Annotated in this window: 17 protein-coding genes; 9 read left to right on the top strand and 8 right to left on the bottom strand. The window is 32.3% G+C overall.

Annotation, left to right across the window (positions count from 1 at the left end; genetic code table 11):
- Positions 1-5 precede the first annotated feature (5 nt).
- The 3 genes from DG508_RS18480 to DG508_RS18470 are packed head-to-tail and all read right to left on the bottom strand — an operon-like array spanning position 6 to position 4105.
- The gene (locus DG508_RS18480; protein WP_108869567.1) at positions 6-1700 is read right to left on the bottom strand and encodes a DUF6909 family protein; all 1695 of its coding nucleotides are present in this window, start codon (positions 1698-1700) and stop codon (positions 6-8) included.
- 23 nt (positions 1701-1723) lie between these two features.
- Complete coding sequence (locus tag DG508_RS18475) at positions 1724-3226, bottom strand: GH3 auxin-responsive promoter family protein (protein WP_108869566.1); 1503 nt, start codon at positions 3224-3226, stop codon at positions 1724-1726.
- Positions 3227-3232: 6 nt separating this feature from the next.
- Positions 3233-4105, bottom strand: coding sequence for a M23 family metallopeptidase (locus tag DG508_RS18470; protein ID WP_108869565.1), 873 nt, complete (start codon positions 4103-4105; stop codon positions 3233-3235).
- Between the two features lie 199 nt (positions 4106-4304).
- On the opposite strand from DG508_RS18470, the gene DG508_RS18465 reads away from it, so the two are divergent.
- On the top strand, positions 4305-4493 hold the full coding sequence (locus DG508_RS18465) for a twin-arginine translocase TatA/TatE family subunit (protein WP_108869564.1): 189 nt from the start codon (positions 4305-4307) through the stop codon (positions 4491-4493).
- Positions 4494-4559: 66 nt separating this feature from the next.
- On the opposite strand, the gene DG508_RS18460 is transcribed toward DG508_RS18465, so the two are convergent.
- Positions 4560-6686: a Tex family protein gene (locus DG508_RS18460; protein ID WP_108869563.1), complete on the bottom strand. Its 2127-nt coding sequence runs from the start codon at positions 6684-6686 to the stop codon at positions 4560-4562.
- Positions 6687-7037: 351 nt separating this feature from the next.
- Between DG508_RS18460 and tssD the strand changes: the two genes are divergently transcribed.
- Genes tssD through DG508_RS18445 form a run of 3 tightly spaced genes read left to right on the top strand, consistent with a single transcriptional unit; the run spans position 7038 to position 9077 of the window.
- Positions 7038-7436 (top strand): type VI secretion system tube protein TssD, encoded by a 399-nt coding sequence (gene tssD, locus DG508_RS18455; RefSeq protein ID WP_108869562.1) that lies wholly within the window; start codon positions 7038-7040, stop codon positions 7434-7436.
- Between the two features lie 3 nt (positions 7437-7439).
- The gene (locus DG508_RS18450; protein ID WP_108869561.1) at positions 7440-8342 is read left to right on the top strand and encodes a hypothetical protein; all 903 of its coding nucleotides are present in this window, start codon (positions 7440-7442) and stop codon (positions 8340-8342) included.
- A gap of 3 nt (positions 8343-8345) precedes the next feature.
- Positions 8346-9077 carry a hypothetical protein gene (locus DG508_RS18445; protein WP_159090922.1) on the top strand — a complete coding sequence of 244 codons (732 nt, stop codon included), beginning with the start codon at positions 8346-8348 and terminating at the stop codon, positions 9075-9077.
- A gap of 42 nt (positions 9078-9119) precedes the next feature.
- Here the strand turns inward: DG508_RS18445 and DG508_RS18440 are convergent, their stop codons facing one another.
- From DG508_RS18440 to DG508_RS18430, 3 genes are all read right to left on the bottom strand, one after another.
- The gene (locus DG508_RS18440; protein WP_108869559.1) at positions 9120-10112 is read right to left on the bottom strand and encodes a DUF4837 family protein; all 993 of its coding nucleotides are present in this window, start codon (positions 10110-10112) and stop codon (positions 9120-9122) included.
- Between the two features lie 19 nt (positions 10113-10131).
- Positions 10132-11718: a LysM peptidoglycan-binding domain-containing protein gene (locus DG508_RS18435; protein WP_108869558.1), complete on the bottom strand. Its 1587-nt coding sequence runs from the start codon at positions 11716-11718 to the stop codon at positions 10132-10134.
- A gap of 211 nt (positions 11719-11929) precedes the next feature.
- Positions 11930-13117 (bottom strand): phosphoglycerate kinase, encoded by a 1188-nt coding sequence (locus DG508_RS18430; protein WP_108869557.1) that lies wholly within the window; start codon positions 13115-13117, stop codon positions 11930-11932.
- 302 nt (positions 13118-13419) lie between these two features.
- On the opposite strand from DG508_RS18430, the gene DG508_RS18425 reads away from it, so the two are divergent.
- From DG508_RS18425 to DG508_RS18405, 4 genes are all read left to right on the top strand, one after another.
- Positions 13420-14574 (top strand): DNA polymerase III subunit, encoded by a 1155-nt coding sequence (locus DG508_RS18425; protein ID WP_108869556.1) that lies wholly within the window; start codon positions 13420-13422, stop codon positions 14572-14574.
- Between the two features lie 22 nt (positions 14575-14596).
- Complete coding sequence (locus DG508_RS18420; protein ID WP_199912813.1) at positions 14597-14995, top strand: DoxX family protein; 399 nt, start codon at positions 14597-14599, stop codon at positions 14993-14995.
- Positions 14996-16348: 1353 nt separating this feature from the next.
- On the top strand, positions 16349-16912 hold the full coding sequence (locus tag DG508_RS18410; RefSeq protein WP_108869554.1) for a hypothetical protein: 564 nt from the start codon (positions 16349-16351) through the stop codon (positions 16910-16912).
- 19 nt (positions 16913-16931) lie between these two features.
- The gene (locus DG508_RS18405) at positions 16932-17231 is read left to right on the top strand and encodes a hypothetical protein (protein ID WP_159090921.1); all 300 of its coding nucleotides are present in this window, start codon (positions 16932-16934) and stop codon (positions 17229-17231) included.
- Between the two features lie 5 nt (positions 17232-17236).
- Here the strand turns inward: DG508_RS18405 and DG508_RS18400 are convergent, their stop codons facing one another.
- On the bottom strand, positions 17237-17623 hold the full coding sequence (locus DG508_RS18400; RefSeq protein ID WP_108869552.1) for a helix-turn-helix domain-containing protein: 387 nt from the start codon (positions 17621-17623) through the stop codon (positions 17237-17239).
- 348 nt (positions 17624-17971) lie between these two features.
- Here DG508_RS18400 and DG508_RS18395 point away from each other — a divergent pair, with 348 nt between their 5' ends.
- Positions 17972-18202, top strand: a complete 231-nt coding sequence (locus DG508_RS18395) for a hypothetical protein (RefSeq protein WP_108869551.1) — start codon at positions 17972-17974, stop codon at positions 18200-18202.
- The last annotated feature ends 164 nt before the right edge of the window (positions 18203-18366 follow it).

Here is an 18366-nt window from a genome sequence, read left to right as displayed (position 1 = left end):
ATTATTTATCTTTCTTTAAATATTTGTTCTATTATTTTTTCTGTGATTAGGTATGTTGGTTTTACTCCTGTTGTTCCTAACCCACCTGAAGCTAGTGTACTCCCTGTTTCCAAAGGGTTATCAGAGGCATAATATGCATATCTCACTTTTACTTTTTCACTTATACTACCACGTAGTTTTGAAGCAGATTGAATGGCTTTCTGGTAATGTGCCCCTTCCATTTCTAAACCAATTATATTCCACGTAGAATCATGAAAAAACTTCAAAATATCTCTATTTTGTAAAGATGTACCCAAAACAGTAATCATAGCTCCATCATAAATATCAATACCATGACCTTCTAGTTCTTTTTTCTTAAGTTCATTTTTAAACGGGTAATTATCTGCCGTTCCTTCAAAAACATGTGCAGAAGGGATCATAATATCTCCTTTCCCCCCTTCAAGAATACCAGCTTTGCCCATAATAGATATAGACTTGACATCTATATGTGTTTTGGTTTCTTTAAGAGTAATGTAAGGTTTTAATAACTCATCCATCGTTTCATACGCTTGCTCTCCAAACGCATAATCCATTACGATTATTACTGGTTTATCATTGTCCTCAACATCTTTGATAAGGTCTTTGTACTCGCAATCTTCATATTGAGCAGTATCAAATATTTGAACGTTAATATTAGCCCCACTCTGATCCTCTATATAGGTCATTCCTTTTTGCAAGGCTAATTTTCGGATTTTTGCTCTTAATTTATCATTCTTACTATCACTAAGTAATTCATAAATATCAAAAACATTCTTATTTTTCAACTCTGTTTTTAAAGCAATAGGTGTGTATAGTGTATTCATAACACTATGCATATTGGCGCTAATGATATGAATAGGCCGATCGAGTAAGTTTAATTCTTCTAGTTTTCTTTTGATCGTATTTGCCCATATCTCACCATGAATATGATGTCCTAATCGTTCTCTTAATACTGGACTAAAGGTAACAATTCGTTTATTATCATCAATAGATTCCTCTATTGCCAATTTACCTAACCAATATATAATATCCAGAAAACGTTCTTTGTTTTCTGCACAAGAAAAACTATCATATACAGAGGTTACTTCTTCAAAGGTTCTTCCTAAAATATTGGCTGTATGAGTCAATGCTACTTCTCGTTCAGCTTTGGTGAGATCTTTTTTTGAAGTAACCGCTTTTTCTAATTTATGCCAATCTCTGGTAAGGTTACCTTGTTCATTTATCACCACTCTATTCATGATCTTATGAGATTCTATAAATAGAAATGTAAGATGAGTAAGAATATCGTAAATTTCTGAACGCCCTCTAGTGACTTCGATGTTCATTTGCTCCTCATCTATACGATAACAATTTCTACGTCTTTTAGGTGGTACTATAACCTTGAAATGAGAATTTTTATATCCTTCATCACTTGTCAAATTGATATAACGACATTCTTCAATACCAAAAGGCAAACGATCTATTACGTATAGTAAACCATTAAGCTCTACTTTTTCTTCGGCAACAGAACCATAAATCTCTGGTCGAAGCGTTAATAGTGCTTCTCTTAGCGTATCTCCTGAAACCCCCATAGGTTTATAGAAACCTCTATTGAAAAGGTGGCGCATGGTAATATACATACGTTCAATCGCACTGGAGCTCTCTTGAGCTCTTGTCCTTCCTTGTAATTTTAGATTTGCCATAAATTTTTCCTAACAAATATAACTTATTTGTTAATCATTGCCGTAAGTGTGTTTGCTATATTTCTATCATTAGAGAGTCTTGGTAACTTATTTTGTCCCCCTAGTTTACCAATGGATTTCATATAGTTTTTAAATCCATCTTTTGGAACTGTTGTTATTTTTAAACTTCTCAAAATTTTTCCCTCTATCAAATCATTATAATATGAGTTCTGTTTTCGTAAGGATTTTTCGATTTCCAATGCCAACGAATCTATATTCTCAGGTATTTCGCTAAATTCTATAAACCATTCATGATAAGGTAAATCATTATTGTCTGGTGTAACTTGTGGTGCTACTGTAAAATCATTGATTGTAGCTCCACCTGTAACCGCTACACCTTCTTTGAGCGCTTGGTCAACTTCTTTGCCTATAACATGTTCTCCAAATGCCGAAATAAAATGTTTAATCCTACCTGAAACGATAAGTCGATATGGTGACGTATTTGTAAATTGTACTGTGTCTCCTACATTGTAAGCCCATAATCCTGCATTTGTAGAAATAAGCATCACATAGTTCACCCCTATCTCTACTTCTCCTATAGTTAACCTTTTAGGGTTTTCTTCAAAAAACTCCTCTGCTTTTACAAACTCATAAAACATTCCTGAATCAAGTTGTAATAACATTCCTTTTTCGGTTTGATTATCCTGAAATGCAAAAAAACCTTCAGAAGCTGGATATAGTTCAATACCTGGTACTTTTCTTCCTATTAGTTTTTCAAAAGTAGCTTTGTAGGGTTCAAAATTTACTCCACCATATATAAATAATTCAAATCCTTTAAAAAGCTCTCCTATTTTTTTGTTTGTTTTTTGCTGTAATTTTTCAAAATACATCTGTACCCAAGGGGGAATTCCACTAATAATAGTCATATCTTGATCTACTGTCTCTTCTACAATTGCATCTACTTTTTGTTCCCAATCTTCAATACAGTTTGTTTCCCAACTAGGCATTCTATTTTTTTGAAGATACTTGGGTACATAATGTGCTACAATACCTGAAAGTCTACCTAGCATTACACCGTTTTTTTTGCTCATTTCTGGGCTTCCCTGAAGAAATATCATTTTACCATTTACGAAGTCTGTTTTTCCTGTTTCTTCAATATAGCATAAAATTGCATTTCGCGCTGCTCTGATATGAGTAGGCATAGACTCTTTGGTCAAAGGGATATATTTTACACCACTGGTAGTTCCCGAAGTTTTTGCAAAGTATAAAGGTTTTCCTGGCCAAAGTATATTTTTCTCACCTTCTACAACACGATCTACGTATGTTTTTAGCTTTTCATAATCTCGTATAGGTACATTTTCTACAAAATCAGCATGTGTTTTAATATTTTGAAAACCATGATCTTTACCAAAATCAGTGTTTTGGGCTGTGGTTATTAAATTTGTAAATACTCTTTGCTGAGTTTTTACAGGATTTGAAGCCCACTTATTAATTTTCTTTCTAATACGTTTTGCAAAAACTTTAGCTCCTAATGTTTTTAAGGACATAAATAATTATTGTTCAAAATCAATAAAATTAGATGGATCTGTAGGATATCCATCTCTCCATAACTCAAAATGTAAATGTGGCCCTGTAGATAACTCTCCCGTAGAACCAGCAGTTGCAATTACTTCTCCAGCCTTAACCTGTTCTCCTTGTTGTTTGGTCAAAGAGGCATTATGTTTATATACTGTAAGTAAATTATTACTATGTTTTAAAATAATCACATGACCTGTTTCTGCAGTCCATTCAGAAAAAATTACTGTACCAGAAGATGCTGCTTTTACTGGAGTATCTTTAAGAACAGCAATATCTACACCATAATGTTTTTCATTTACATCATATATAGATGTAATATTACCTTTTACTGGTGGAAATAACGAAAAATCAGTGTTTGACTTCTCACTTTCAAACAAGCTGTATTTATCTTCTTTAGATACTTCTTCACGAAGTTTAATATCCTGTTCAGAAGGTTTTAAATCAACTTCTTCTGGATTTAATTTTTGTGATTGTATTGCTGAATCAATATCAAACTCTACCTTTTTTACATCACCCGTCAATACTTTTCTTATTGACTTATAATACTCATGATTAACAGCAATTACTGACTCTAAAGAATCTGTGGTAACGGCTAATCTAGTAGCTCTTAAATTTAATGAAGTAGAAGAATACCCTGGTATGTATTCTCGTAAAGGTGTAAAGGCAATTAAAAAAGTAGTTCCTGCTACCAAAACGATTGAGGTTATAGTAACCATTACAAAAACATTAAGCCTATTTAACTTAAACGAAATACGCTCTTCAAAAGTATCTTCATTAAGAATAACCAAGCGATACTTATTCAGTAGCTTTCTAGTAATCTTCTTTTGTTCTTTGTTCTTTTTTGTCATAGATTACACCTAATATGATAAAGAAAGTTATCAAAATTGGTATTAATAAACGCAAATATACGTAATCTACCAATATCAGTACGTATAACGTTTCTTATCTATAAATCGTCTTTATTAGATATACTAAAAGCGTTTTTTAACAGCATAAAAAGTATATTTCAGCATTTCTTGCTACCTTTGTAGTCTAATTGTTAAGATCATGATGTTATCTAGTATATTTTTAGGAATAATAGGCCCATGGCAAATAGCCTTAATTGTAGCTATTGTATTACTTTTATTTGGCGGAAAGAAAATCCCAGAATTAATGCGGGGACTTGGTAGTGGAATAAAAGAATTTAAGGATGCTTCTAAAGAAGAGGAAGACCCTAAAATTGATGAAAAAAAATAACAAAGTGTTAATTTAATATAAGAACCCCCAATTCATATGAGTTGGGGGTTCTTTTTTGTTTAGTAACTAATCAATTAGAGATAGTTGAATTCTTTTTCTATTAATATCAACCTCAATAACTGTAACCATAAGATGTTGATGTAGCTGTACTACTGCATTTACATCACTTATGTATTCATTTGCAAGTTTTGAAATATGTATTAAACCACTTTCTTTAATTCCAATATCTACAAAACATCCAAAATTCGTAATATTATTAACAATCCCTGGTAATTTCATTCCTGCTTTGACATCTGCTATTGTCTTTACATTAGGATCAAACTCAAAAACAGTAACTTTTTTTCTAGGATCTACTCCAGGTTTTTCTAGTTCTTTTACGATATCGGTTAATGTGGGTAGCCCAACCTCATCAGTAATATAGCTTTGTAATTTTATTTTTTTGATAGCTTCTTTATTACCTATCAATTCACTTATTGGTACTCCTGCATCTTTTGCCATTTTTGAAACTAACTTATATCTTTCTGGATGTACTGCAGAATTATCAAGTGGGTTTTTAGGACTTGTAATACGTAAAAATGCTGCTGCCTGCTCATATGCTTTTCCTCCTAATCGTGGTACTTTTTTAAGTTCTTCACGCGATTGTAAAGCTCCATTTTCTGATCGATATGTTACAATATTCTCTGCAAGTTTTCCTCCTATACCAGAAACATAACTTAATAACGGAATACTTGCTGTATTTACATTTATCCCCACACTATTTACACAACTCATCACCACCGTATCTAATTCATTTTTGAGCCTTGTTTGGTCTACATCATGTTGATACTGTCCTACTCCTATAGCTTTTGGATCAATTTTTACAAGTTCTGCCAATGGGTCTGCCAATCTTCTTCCTATAGACACTGCGCCTCTTACAGTAACATCATAGTTAGGAAACTCAGCTCTTGCAATTTTTGATGCAGAGTATACCGAGGCTCCACTCTCGTTCACCATAAATACTTGAATAGAGGTATCAAAAGGTATTTTTTTTATAAAAGCTTCTGTTTCTCTGGCTGCAGTTCCATTACCAATAGCAATCGCTTCAATCTTGTAGGCATTGACAAGAGATTTTATTTTTTTTATTCCAGCAGTAGTTTCTCGTTGTGGAGGATGTGGATATATGTTTTCATTATGTAATAAATCTCCCTGATTATCTAAACAAACCACTTTACAGCCTGATTTAAAACCTGGATCTAATGCTAATATCCTTTTTTGCCCCAAAGGAGAAGCTAGTAGTAATTGTTTTAAATTTTGGGCAAAAACGTGAATGGCATTATCATCTGCTTTTTCTTTAGACTGATTGAGTACTTCTGTAGAAATAGCTGGAGTTAGTAATCGTTTATATGCGTCAGATATAGCCAAAAACATATGATCTGTACATGCCTCTACATTTGTTTTGATCATCACATCATCAATAATGTCTAATGCATCATTTTCTGGAACACTAATTTTTACTCTTACTATTTTTTCGTTTTCAGCTCTCAAAATTGCGAGTAACCTGTGTGAAGGACATTTATGCAAAGGTTCTTCCCATTCAAAATATTGCTGATATTTTTGTGCCTCTTCTTCTTCTTTTTTACTTTTAATTACTGTTGAAACTATTATAGCTTTGCGCTGAAACAGTCTTCGTAATCTATTTCTAATTTTTTCATCTTCATTAATCCATTCTGCAATAATATCTCTTGCACCCTGTAATGCCAATTCTTCTGTAGTAATAACATCATTTAAATATTGTGAAGCAATAAAAAGAACTTCTTCTTCTTTCTGCTGCATGATAATCTTTGCCAAAGGTTCTAATCCTTGTTCTTTGGCAGCAACCGCTTTGGTTTTTCTTTTTTTCTTATACGGCAAATACAAATCTTCTACTTGCATAAGAGTATCTGCAGATAGAATCCTTTTCTCTAATTCGGGTGTTAATGCGTCTTGCTCCTTAATGGCAGCAAGTACACTTTCTTTTCTTTTTTGAAGCGCCTCATAAGCAGTTTTGTATTTTACTATTTCACCAATAGCAACCTCATCAAGATCACCTGTCATTTCTTTACGATATCTAGAAATAAATGGAATGGTTGCCCCATCATCTAATAATGAAATCGTTTTGGTAATTTGTTTTTCTGAAATAGGAACTTGCTTAGCAATAAAAGAAACAATACTCATAGAATCAATTTTAATAATCGCTAAATATAATGCCAAAAAAGAAGGTTTATTTTATGACCAATAGAAAGTTTTCTACAATTTATATTCTTTTTACTACAAAGAGTCTTTACTCTTTGACATATTTTGATATTTCATAATTAGATTATCTACAAAAAAATATAAATGTGGCATAAATTAAGTGAATAATTATTTTTTTTATACCATAAATACCCTATTTTTGATAGTAATAGAAGTTGTATCAAGCATATTGGCTATAACAACTTCGTATACCTGGTGTGTTAAACGTTTCCTACCCTGCCTTTTATAAGCACTCCATACATTTATATATAATTTTTTAAAATCTTATTACATATGTCATTTTTAGGAAAATTAGAATTAGAGGGCACAACCTTTACATTAGAAGACTGTACAGTAGCAATTAGTCAAAACAGTGACTATAGCGGCAAACCATCTACTAGACCTGTGGCAGGAAAATTTACCATTACTATTGCGTATCATAAAGAAGCCAATGCCTTTGCAGAGTGGGCGGTATCACCCACAATGGTCAAAAGTGGGAAAATACAATTTTTTAATAACGATGCTATGTCTATCATGCAAACCATTGCATTCAATGAGGCATATTGTCTGGATTATGTACAGAACTACCACAGTAGAAATAACAAAACCATGCTGATGCAGGTAGTAATCAGTGCAAAAGAAATAGAGGTAGGAACTGCCAAACATGCCAATAACTGGCCAACTAGAGGATAAGCGATGGATATTGATATAAGATTAAAACTAGGACTGGTCAATCAATATCTAGATGATCAGATTCAAGGTATTGTAAAAGAAGCTTTTGATGATGCCATACGTAACGAAGCCCTAGATGAGATAGCTACAAAACTAGAAGCTATTCTTAGTGTAGAAAAAACAAAAATGGTCCTTACTATACGAACTGCTTATTGTGGAGTGTTTTGTAATGTGGAAGCTATTTTGGATTATATCAATGCATACATTGATGATCATGTGCCAAATATTAAGTTATCAAAGGTTCTTAGTGATACAGGAGAGAAATTATTGAAATTAACATTTTGGGACGGTGTTACAGAATATTGGACAGATATAGAAAAGGTTTTTGATGATCTAAGTAATGAAGTAGATTTACGTTTGGTAAACTTATCGATAAGTGCTAGTAAGAATGTGGTTTCTATTCTTAAAGAGGCAACAGTAATAACTACTATTCCTGTATATGATGAGTATGGAAAAACAATTGGTGAATGGGTAGCTAGGGTCAAAGTTCCTTTTAAAGCATTAAAAATGGTTGGAGGAATATTAAAAGTTGGAGGAGGAATAGTCAACGCTATAAATCTTCGTTCTAACACTATAAAATTTAGAGATGGAGAGTTATCAGGGGGACATTATGCTTATAAAACAATAGGCACAGGACTGACTATGGGAGCTACTTATTCATTAGGTGGTCCTGTAGGGATAACAGTAGGCGGTATTGTTTATGTAGGAGACTTATTTTATGAAGCAAATGAAATATCTTTTATGCAACGTCAGGAAGCAACAGAACATTCAAGATATAGGATTCATCCATCAAAAAATGCAGCGTGGTATCAAGTAGAATTCTGGAAATCAATTTGGAGATCAGCATCAACATTTATGCCTAAATAAGATATGGTAAACGAATATAAAATAACGCCCTCATCAAAAAAGAAATATTTTTATAAAATACTATTTCTATCGTTATCAATATGTGTAGTGGCTTTAGTGGGCATGTCTTATTATGAAAATATTGAAGATCTTGAATTAATAGTGGAAGTTTCTTTAGTTACTCTTTTATGGTACTCATTTATTTATGCTCTTCCCGTTTTTATATTGTATTATAATCATTATAAGTATAGTAAAGGTGTAGTTTTTAAATATGATAGAGGACAAGGTATGTTTGTCTATAGTAAATTATCTGAGAATATTACTTTTAAAAAAGAAGATATTACTCTGATAGAATTATGTTTGGCTATTACAGCATATGAAAAAAGGGTAGATTGGCTTTTCTTTGGTGAATATCACTACACATCGATTTATACAAAACAAAAACAAAAAATTATTCTATCCTGTATTGTATGTGATGAGATTGGTACGATATTTCCTGAGAACCTAATCGTAAGAAAAGGAAAGTATTTACCATTAATACCAAAGTCTATTCCTAATTCTGAAACCAAGTTTGATTCTGAGCTAGAAATTATAAAAGAAAGAGAGCGAGGACCCAAACACCCCGATGAGCGAGTTGCAATATTATTGACAAAGTTTGAGAATAAATCACAAAGCGAGTTACAAGATATTATAGATAATAAAGATAAGTTTCAAAAAGAAGCTGTAATAGCAGCAGAAATCCTTATGAAGATGTAGTTATTTAAGGCACTAAAACACGAAGTCTATAATTAAAAAACATCACTCAAACTTTACTGTTTTCATAATTGCTTCAAGCTCAAACATATTATCTCTCTTGTTTACAGAAGGGGCAAACACAAAACCTTCTAATACGAGCAGTCTGTTATTGGCATTATCTTCTATAGCATAATTAACAAATGGTCCCGCCATAAAACGATCCTTGATTTCCCAAGTACCTTTAGTTTCAAACGCAAATCTACCATCTAGATTGGTTTCATAAAGATAAGGAGCATATGCTTCTTCTGTAATAAAATTACCTACTTCTGATGTAGGGATTTTTGCCATTCCAATAGAATCTCTCATCTTTACAATACTTGCAACTGTATTAGAATCTTTGGTTACAGTACCTAGTGGTAATTCATAAATCATAAGATTCATACTACCATGTTCGACGGTTTTACGTATCCAGAAAAAATTATCTTCTTCAATTGCAATACGGTAAGCAGAGGGTATTGTCATTGTAACTCCTAGTTTCTCTTTAAGTTGAGGAATTCTTTCTACAGATTTTTTGAGTAGTAATTGCTTCTCACTGGTTTCAACGCTTTTATATTTTGAAATGATCGTTTCATGATGTTTCTGAATCAAATCAAATATTTCTTCATCTGTAGCTCCTGATATAACAGCACCAACTTGAGGGTTGGCAAATTTATTATTGATCAAAGTATATTTTGCTGTTTTACCTTCTTCCTTTCGTATCAAAAGGAATATACGTCTTTTCTTTGTCAACCCCGTAAAAGCCTGTATGGGCATTTGCCTCATAGAAAACAAAGGTTCTTCTTGGGGTAATCCTGGAACCTCTGCTCCAAAATATTTTCTTATTGTATCCCCTACTTTATTTTTCCACAAGTCATTATCTACTATTACAGCAAGTTCATTGATTCTTCCTGTAGAATGTGCCATTGATCCTTCGATCTTTTGTTTTTTTTCTTTTTTTGCCTCTGTACAACTCATGACACAGAATAGACAAATAATTGCAAGAAATAACTTTTTCATAAGATAAAGATGTTTGTGGTTATGATTTAGAAAGCCTTAATCTCATACCAGGTTTTATACCACTACCACTAATATCGTTCCATTTTTTAAGATTTTCTACAGATACCCCTTTAAATTTTTGAGAAATGCTCCATAATGTATCTCCAGATTTAACTGTATATACTGCAGAACTATTACTTACTACTCTGGATATTACTTTATTAGATTTTCTAGGCTTATCTACTACTGGCTTTCGGGGATAAATAGTAAGACGTTGTCCTATTCTAAGATTATTACTACGTAAACCATTCCATCTTTTGATCTGGCTAACTCTTACTCCATACTTTCTAGCGATTTTTCCTAAATAATCTCCACTACGAACTCTATATCTAGTTCTATCATTTGCTTCAAAAAACTTAGGTAATGGTTTTTCTCGCTTATCCAACTCTGTTTTTGCCAGTGTATAAATTTGATTTTCATTGGCTACAAAAGGCCCTATCTTATCCAATGGTAATCGCAATACATAATCTTCATCTTTTATATATGGAATTATATCAAGTTTATATGAAGGATTTAGAAATTGTAACTCTTCTATGTCTATATTCATATATTCTGATACCTGATCCAAACTAATCATTTGTTTTACTCGAATAGTATCTGTTTCAAAATAAGCAAACTCAGGTCTTTTTGGTTTAAAACCATGTTCTTCTGCATATTCAAAAATATACATTGTAGCCAAAAAAGCGGGAAGATATCCTGCTGTTTCTCTTGGAAGATTATGCCTGATATTCCAGTAATTTGTACGTCCACCACTACGACGAATAGCTTTGGTCACATTACCTGGCCCTGAGTTATAAGAAGCCAATGCCAAATCCCAATCACCAAATACCTTATATAAATTTGCCAAATATTTACATGCTGCTTTGGTAGCCATTATCGGATCCATACGTTCATCAACATACGAACTTACTTCAAGACCAAACATTTTACCTGTACCAAACATAAATTGCCATAAACCTGTTGCTCCAACTCTTGATTTTGCTCTAGGTTTTAATGCAGATTCAACAATCGCAAGATATTTTATCTCTAATGGGATATTCTGCTTATCTAATTCTTGTTCAAACAATGGAAAATAAAACTCACTCAATGCCATTAATCTCTGCAAATGCTTACGTCTATTTTTGAGATATCGTTTAATTACACTTTCTAGAGAAGGGTTGTATTCTACATTAAAAGGAGTACGAGCATTTAATCTTACCAACCTTGCTTTCAAGGTATCAGTAGGAAGCTCTTTATATACTACTGGTTCATACTCTAGTTCTCTTACTGATTTGTAAATTGTATCAAAAAGACTAGAATTATACAATTCTTGTTTCCATAAAGAATCTAATTCTGACATTTTATGATGATCCGTTGCTACATATCTCACACTATCTTTTGTGCTAGTAGACGCTACTGTTATCGTTTTTATTTCTGCCCCATCCTTGACTGCTTCAACGGACTCTTTTTCTACATCTGAATTGTCTTTTGGTAAACCTTTATCAGTATTCTGAGGTGATGTTTCTTGACCTATTAAAGAAACTGAAACTAATAAAAAAGAAAAAAATAATGTGCAATAGTTACTCATCTTATAAATGCATTTGCTTTTTTTGGTTAAGAAAAATTTGAGGTTGTAAGATATTGTTTTTAACATGTTATCAACAATACATGAGCGAAAATCGCACTTTTTTTTCTAAACCACAAGCAATCAAAACGTTAAAAACACAAAAAACCAGCCAAAATGGTAGTTTTTTGTGTTTTTCACTTGAAAAAAGCGTATTTTCTTACAAATATTGTTGTTATTTTTCTATTGCCGCTATTCCTGGCAGTGTTTTACCTTCTAGACTTTCTAACATTGCTCCTCCTCCTGTAGATACATAACTTACTTTTGAGCCAAAGCCAAATTGTTTTACAGCCGCAACAGAATCTCCTCCTCCTACAAGAGAGAATGCTCCTTTTTCTGTAGCTTCAACAATAGAATTACCCAGTGCTATTGTTCCTTTTGCAAAATTCTCCATTTCAAAAACTCCTAAAGGGCCATTCCATAAAATGGTTTTTGAGTTTAAAATTACTTCATGAAAGTTTTTTATTGTTTCTGGTCCAGCATCAAGCCCTTGCCAACCTTCAGGAATTGCATTTACAGCTACAACTTTGGTATTTGCATCATTATCAAATGCATCAGCACCCAATACATCTACTGGTAGATGAATTTGTACTCCTTTTTCTTCAGCTTTCTTTAAAATTTCTAGCGCCAATTCTTGCTTATCATCTTCGCAAATAGAATCTCCTATTTGTCCTCCCTGAGCTTTAACAAAGGTATATGTCATACCCCCACCAATGATTAAATGATCTACTTTATCAAGAATATTTTCGATAATAGTAATTTTTGAAGATACTTTTGATCCCCCTAAAACAGCAGTTACTGGTTTTTCTCCGCTACTCAATACTTTATCAATACTTTCTATTTCTTTTGCTAGTAGGCTACCAAAACATTTATTATCAGCAAAAAACTGTGCTACAATAGTTGTTGAAGCATGTGCTCTATGCGCTGTCCCAAAAGCATCATTAACATAGATGTCTCCTAATTTTGATAGTTGCTCTGCAAAAGTCACATCTCCTTTTGTTTCACTAGTATGAAATCGTAAGTTTTCTAACAATAAAACTTCTCCTGGGCTTAATGCTGCTACCGCATCTTCTGCTTCTTGACCAACACAATCAGCTACGTATTTTACCTGTACACCAAGTATATCAGAAATATCATCTGCAATATGCTTAAGAGAAAACTCGTCTTGTACTCCTTGGGGTCTACCTAAGTGAGACATAAGAACAGCACTCCCCCCATCTTCTAGAACTTTGATTATTGTAGGTTTTGCTGCCTGAATTCTAGTAGCATCAGTTACTTCAAAGTTTTCATTTAAGGGTACATTAAAATCTACACGAATTAATGCCTTTTTATTTTCAAAATTAAAATCATTTATTGTCTTCATCTCCGAGAATTGGTTTTTCGCAAACGAAAATAATTCTATTTAGTTAAAAACATCAAAATCTATTGAAAAAATTATACTAAAAAAGCTATAAATCATCACTTTTATCAAATTTTTATAAAAAATCCTTTTTCAATAAAAAAAACATATTGAAGTTGCTTGTTTGAATTTGTACAAAGAAAAAACAATTATAACCACAGCCGATGATTGTTTTTTATGTTACTACATCAATATTTTACTGAATAAATTCGGGTAAGAAATAGTATTATACACCTGATGGATCGAACTTCTTTTTATATTTGCCTATGCTATTCTCAGAAATTTTAGGGTTAAAACATATCAAAAGTTATTTAACAACGAGTGCTAACCGCCAAAGAATACCTCATGCACAACTTTTTGTAGGTGCAAATGGTAGTGGAACCCTACCTATGGCTATTGCTTATGCGCAATATATTTTATGTCAAAATCAAAATCAAGAAAACACTGGAGGTAACCATGCATGCAATCTAAAATTTGATCATCTGGCTCATCCAGATTTACATTTTGTATATCCTGTTGCTACAAATGATAAAGTAAAAAAACATCCTACATCTGATCAATTTGCTGAGGAATGGAGAAGTTTTGTAGCTAAAAGTCCTTACGGAAGTATTTTTGACTGGTATCTCTCTCTAGGTATAGAAAATAAACAGGGGCAAATTGGAGTTGATGAAGCATTAGAAATTGTAAAAAAGCTTTCGCTAAAAAGTTATGAGGGTGGATATAAAGTGATGCTAATTTGGATGGCGGATAAAATGAATATCGCTGCTTCTAATAAGCTTCTTAAGCTAATAGAAGAGCCTCCTTCAAAAACTATATTCATTCTTATTACTGAGGATGAAGAACAACTTATACAAACTATACGATCCAGATGTCAAGTATTACATTTTCCTCCTTTGGGAGAACAGGTAATCAAAGATGCTTTATTAAAAGTAGAAGACATTTCTGATACCAAAGCACTAAAAGTAGCGCATCAAGCTAATGGTGATTATAGCAAAGCGTTGCATTTATTACATAATGATGGAGGTGACAATCAATTTGAAGATTGGTTTATACAATGGGTACGTACTGCTTTTAAGGCTAAAGGAAATAAATCAGCTATAAATGATCTGATTGCTTGGAGTGAATCTATTGCAGGAACAGGAAGAGAAACTCAAAAGAAATTTTTAAAATATTGCCTTGACTTTTTCAGACAAGCAATGCTACTTAATTATGGAGCAAAAGATTTGGTCTATTTAGAACCAAATACTAGCGGTTTTAAGCTAGAAAAATTTGCACCATTTATACATGGTGCAAATATTATGGATATCAGTAAAGAAATTCAGGATGCTGCTTATCATATTGAACGAAACGGTAATGCAAAAATCATTCTTACTGATCTTTCTATAAAGCTTACCCGCCTACTCCATAAGAAATCTTACTAATACAATAAATCAAATAACATCTATGGATCATTTTATAAGTAATATCGTTTCAATAACAATTTTACTATTTCTTCTTATCACATTTTTACAATCTGGTATCGATAAACTAACCGATTGGAAAGGGAATCTCAGTTGGCTAAAAGAGCATTTTTCTGCTACTTTTATGCGTGATATGATTCCACTATTATTGGCAATTGTTTTAGTCATTGAAGTAGTTACTGCTATTTGTTGTATTGTTGGTATCTATGAACTCATTGTGGCCAATCATAAAGTTTATGCTATTACAGCAATGTTTTTAGGATGTATCACCTTATTAATGTTACTTTTTGGACAAAGAGTAGCCAAAGATTATCAAGGAGCCCTAACAATCACTTGTTACTTTATAGTTGCCGTTTTTGGATTGTATGTGGTTACTTTATAAGTTTTAAGAAAACAAGAGGCTGTCTGAAAAGTAATTTTTAGGCGGTTTTTTTTGTTCTTTTTGGTTTAAAGGTGTTTTATCCTTTTGCAGATAATGCAAATACATCTATATCTAAAAAACTGGCACCTCCACCCATCTCAAAGAAGCCATAGACGAGATACGTGATACAGGCAAACACCTATTCAGAAAACCCCCAGAGCGATACCAAGGATATATCAGCAGGTATAACCGATAACACCCCCTCATTTTTATAGCAACGCTATACAAACACTAGTCCGCGCACAGAATATATAGTCCCCAGTAGCTGGGATGCCTTATATAGTAGCGCGGACTATCTTTTACCCAACAGGGACACCCCAAACCACCACTGGGGAGGGGTAAAACTGCGCTGGGACACCCCAAACCACTGCTGGGAAAAGATAAAATTGCGCGGGGAGTCTTATATAAGTTACGCGAACTATCTTTTACCCAACTAGGAACACCACAAACTACCGCTGGGGAGGGGTAAAAGTGTGCTGGGACACCACAAACTACCACTAGGAAAAGGTAAAACTGCGCTGAGAGTCTTATATAAATTACACGGGCTATCTTTTACACAACAGGGACACCTCAAACTACCGCTGGGGAGGGGTAAAACTGCGCTGGGACACCTCAAACTACCACTGGGGAAGGGTAAAACTGCGCTGGGACACCCCAAACCACCGCTGGGGAAGGGTAAAACTGCGCTGGGACACCACAAACTACCGCTGGGGAGGGGTAAAACTACGCTGGGACACCTCAAACTACCGCTGGGGAGGGGTAAAACTGCGCTGGGACACCACAAACTACCGCTGGGGAGGGGTAAAACTGCGCTGGGGCGCCTAAATATGAGGGATTTCTAAGAATCTTACTAGAATAAATCCAGTAATTCGCTTTTAGGTATATAGCTATTTTATTTTTAGAACTTCATATTATTTTTTACGGCTTACTGTAATCTTTTTACTGTAAAACCATAATTACAATACGGTATTAATTCATTGTTTATCAGGTATATAGATGGTTGTTGGCGCTTGGTTTAATGAAATCTGCATTTTTCTGTTTTATTTTGCAGAAATCTATCCGTAAAAACGGGGAATTTCTTTAAAAAATCATGCAAAAATACTTTCAAAAAACAAGAAAATCACTACCCTTTTTTTAAATATATATCAATATATTTAATCTGTAAATCAATCATTTAGACTCAAATAAGTCTATTTACTTAAATGAGATGAAAACTTAAAATTTATTTTATGAAAACAAAAGCATTTTTTTCCCGTATTTTTTTTCTAATTTTCATCATGTCTATTTTATTGACAAGTTGTGAAATACCAGAAGATGAAACAAATAAAACTGAAACAAAAGGCGTTGACAGGGAAGTCGTCAGACCTGGAACACAAGGGGTCGAAGACGATAATAAATCTATTATTTGATGAAAAAGTAACTTTTAAAGGAAGAGTTACGGGTACGATTTTCAATATTTTCTCTGGAGTATTACTTTATCTAGATAAAATATTTATTCTATTTGGTATTAATAGTACATCGAACTATGGATTTACTAATTTTTATAATTTTATTTGGGTGTTCATGCAAGGTGTGACACCCATATTTATTATTCTTACAGGAATTTATTTAAAACCTTATAAATCTTCATATTTAGTTCCTATATATTGTTATGCAATACAGATAATATGGACTTTCAATCCTGAATATGCAGATGATTTTCTTTTAACTATGAAATTTTCTTCTGGTCTTGTTGTTATTATTCTCGGAATTGTAGCATTACTAAAGAAACTTATCTCATTATTTTATATAGAGAAGAATAAAAATGAAGAATTTATAGAAGACACTAAAGAAGTTTTAGATATGTTGAAATCAAAAATTTTGGATAACAACCCATAAATATTAACAATTGATGAAAATGCCTGTTAATATAGAAATAAAACGACTAAAATTACTTTTACAAAAGGATCAAATAAAAGTATCAGAAGCAGTAGGCCTTTTTACTACCATTTTAAATAACTATAACAATGAATTTGATATTGGGGAGGAACAGATAATTTTAAATAATGTTTCTAAACTAAATGAATCTATAAAAATGTTACTTGAAGATAGAAGAAAGGTTAATGAAAGAATAAATAATCTTAACTCAATTATTGTATTACAAGAATTAGGAATTACTTTTGAAGAAGATGAGTTAGAAAAACTGTTAAAAAGGTAATCGTATTATTTTTTTGTAGCATTTTGACTATTTCTTAAAATAATATGCTGTTCCATTAACTCTGCTTTAGCATCTTTTCTCTCATAATCTATTAAAATCTTAATTTCAGGGATTTGCATAAAATGTTCCTTATGTTTAATGCAAAATCTGGCTATTTCTTCCAATGAAACTTTATCCATACCAGAAACATTCATTTCAATTTTTGACAAATTATCATTTGGTAAACTATCTTCTACCTTCTTTCTCAATAATTCTGCTATTGCTAATGAAATTGTCAAATTTCCATATTCGTACTCTTGTACAGCTCTAGTTGAGATTTCAAGCAGTTTAGCTAACTTAGATTGAGTTAGTTTTAACTTTTTACGTAATGTCTTAAATTCTTCTTTATCCATCGATAACAAGCACGAATAAAATGTGGTTTTTTTAAGTTTTTATCTAATTAAAACACAATAAATGTGTATTTTTTCATTCTTTTTCTTTTTTAATACACATTTAATGTGTATTTTAGCGTAAGGATTAGGTAAATATACATATTTATGTCTTATCAAAATCAATAGTAATATAAAGTTTTAATAAGAAAACGATAATTAATACAAAACAAAAACCTAAAAATAATAATCAATTGTGATATCTAAGTTTATTGATATCAGAGCAAGAGATTTAGAAGAGAAACCCCACATAGCTCTCATTTATTACAATCTTGATTTTTAATCAAATAACTAACATAATTTTTGGATTTTATGGGAAACAAAAAAAAATCAATAAAAAAAGAAAGAAGAGAAAGAGTGGAGAATTTTTTGATAAAATGTAAACCTATTTTAAATATTCTTGGAATGGAAAGAGAGATAGGTGTACCTATAGGTACTATGCAAAAGTTTTTATCAAATAATAGTGTAATTCATGATGATAGAATTTCAAAAATTGACAAGTTTCTATTTAATATTTTCATAGACTATGATAAAGATTCCTAACTAAGAAAAGTTCCTTTTCAACCAAAATTATTAATTAATACAAAGTAATCATATCATTAATAATCAACCCCCAAAGAGTATGAAAACAGCCCCTATTGTACCAGATCGTTTCAGCGTATTTGAAGCCACGGTATTCAACTATTTGTTGATTAACCCACAACTAT

The sequence above is a fragment of the Aquimarina aquimarini genome (assembly GCF_900299535.1).
Taxonomy (GTDB): domain Bacteria; phylum Bacteroidota; class Bacteroidia; order Flavobacteriales; family Flavobacteriaceae; genus Aquimarina; species Aquimarina aquimarini.
The sequence above is the reverse complement of the archived record's forward strand: the minus strand, read 5'-3'. Positions and strand labels throughout refer to the sequence as shown.

Excerpts from the sequence above, each read along its gene's own strand:
- DG508_RS18420 (WP_199912813.1), top strand. The coding sequence starts at position 14,597 with ATGGATCATTTTATAAGTAATATCGTTTCAATAACAATTTTACTATTT.
- DG508_RS18445 (WP_159090922.1), top strand. The coding sequence starts at position 8,346 with ATGGTAAACGAATATAAAATAACGCCCTCATCAAAAAAGAAATATTTT.
- DG508_RS18470 (WP_108869565.1), bottom strand. The coding sequence starts at position 4,105 with ATGACAAAAAAGAACAAAGAACAAAAGAAGATTACTAGAAAGCTACTG.
- DG508_RS18435 (WP_108869558.1), bottom strand. The coding sequence starts at position 11,718 with ATGAGTAACTATTGCACATTATTTTTTTCTTTTTTATTAGTTTCAGTT.
- DG508_RS18460 (WP_108869563.1), bottom strand. The coding sequence starts at position 6,686 with ATGAGTATTGTTTCTTTTATTGCTAAGCAAGTTCCTATTTCAGAAAAA.
- DG508_RS18480 (WP_108869567.1), bottom strand. The coding sequence starts at position 1,700 with ATGGCAAATCTAAAATTACAAGGAAGGACAAGAGCTCAAGAGAGCTCC.
- DG508_RS18395 (WP_108869551.1), top strand. The coding sequence starts at position 17,972 with ATGGGAAACAAAAAAAAATCAATAAAAAAAGAAAGAAGAGAAAGAGTG.
- DG508_RS18475 (WP_108869566.1), bottom strand. The coding sequence starts at position 3,226 with ATGTCCTTAAAAACATTAGGAGCTAAAGTTTTTGCAAAACGTATTAGA.
- DG508_RS18400 (WP_108869552.1), bottom strand. The coding sequence starts at position 17,623 with ATGGATAAAGAAGAATTTAAGACATTACGTAAAAAGTTAAAACTAACT.
- DG508_RS18430 (WP_108869557.1), bottom strand. The coding sequence starts at position 13,117 with ATGAAGACAATAAATGATTTTAATTTTGAAAATAAAAAGGCATTAATT.
- DG508_RS18465 (WP_108869564.1), top strand. The coding sequence starts at position 4,305 with ATGATGTTATCTAGTATATTTTTAGGAATAATAGGCCCATGGCAAATA.
- DG508_RS18450 (WP_108869561.1), top strand. The coding sequence starts at position 7,440 with ATGGATATTGATATAAGATTAAAACTAGGACTGGTCAATCAATATCTA.
- tssD (WP_108869562.1), top strand. The coding sequence starts at position 7,038 with ATGTCATTTTTAGGAAAATTAGAATTAGAGGGCACAACCTTTACATTA.
- DG508_RS18425 (WP_108869556.1), top strand. The coding sequence starts at position 13,420 with ATGCTATTCTCAGAAATTTTAGGGTTAAAACATATCAAAAGTTATTTA.
- DG508_RS18410 (WP_108869554.1), top strand. The coding sequence starts at position 16,349 with ATGAAACAAATAAAACTGAAACAAAAGGCGTTGACAGGGAAGTCGTCA.
- DG508_RS18405 (WP_159090921.1), top strand. The coding sequence starts at position 16,932 with ATGCCTGTTAATATAGAAATAAAACGACTAAAATTACTTTTACAAAAG.
- DG508_RS18440 (WP_108869559.1), bottom strand. The coding sequence starts at position 10,112 with ATGAAAAAGTTATTTCTTGCAATTATTTGTCTATTCTGTGTCATGAGT.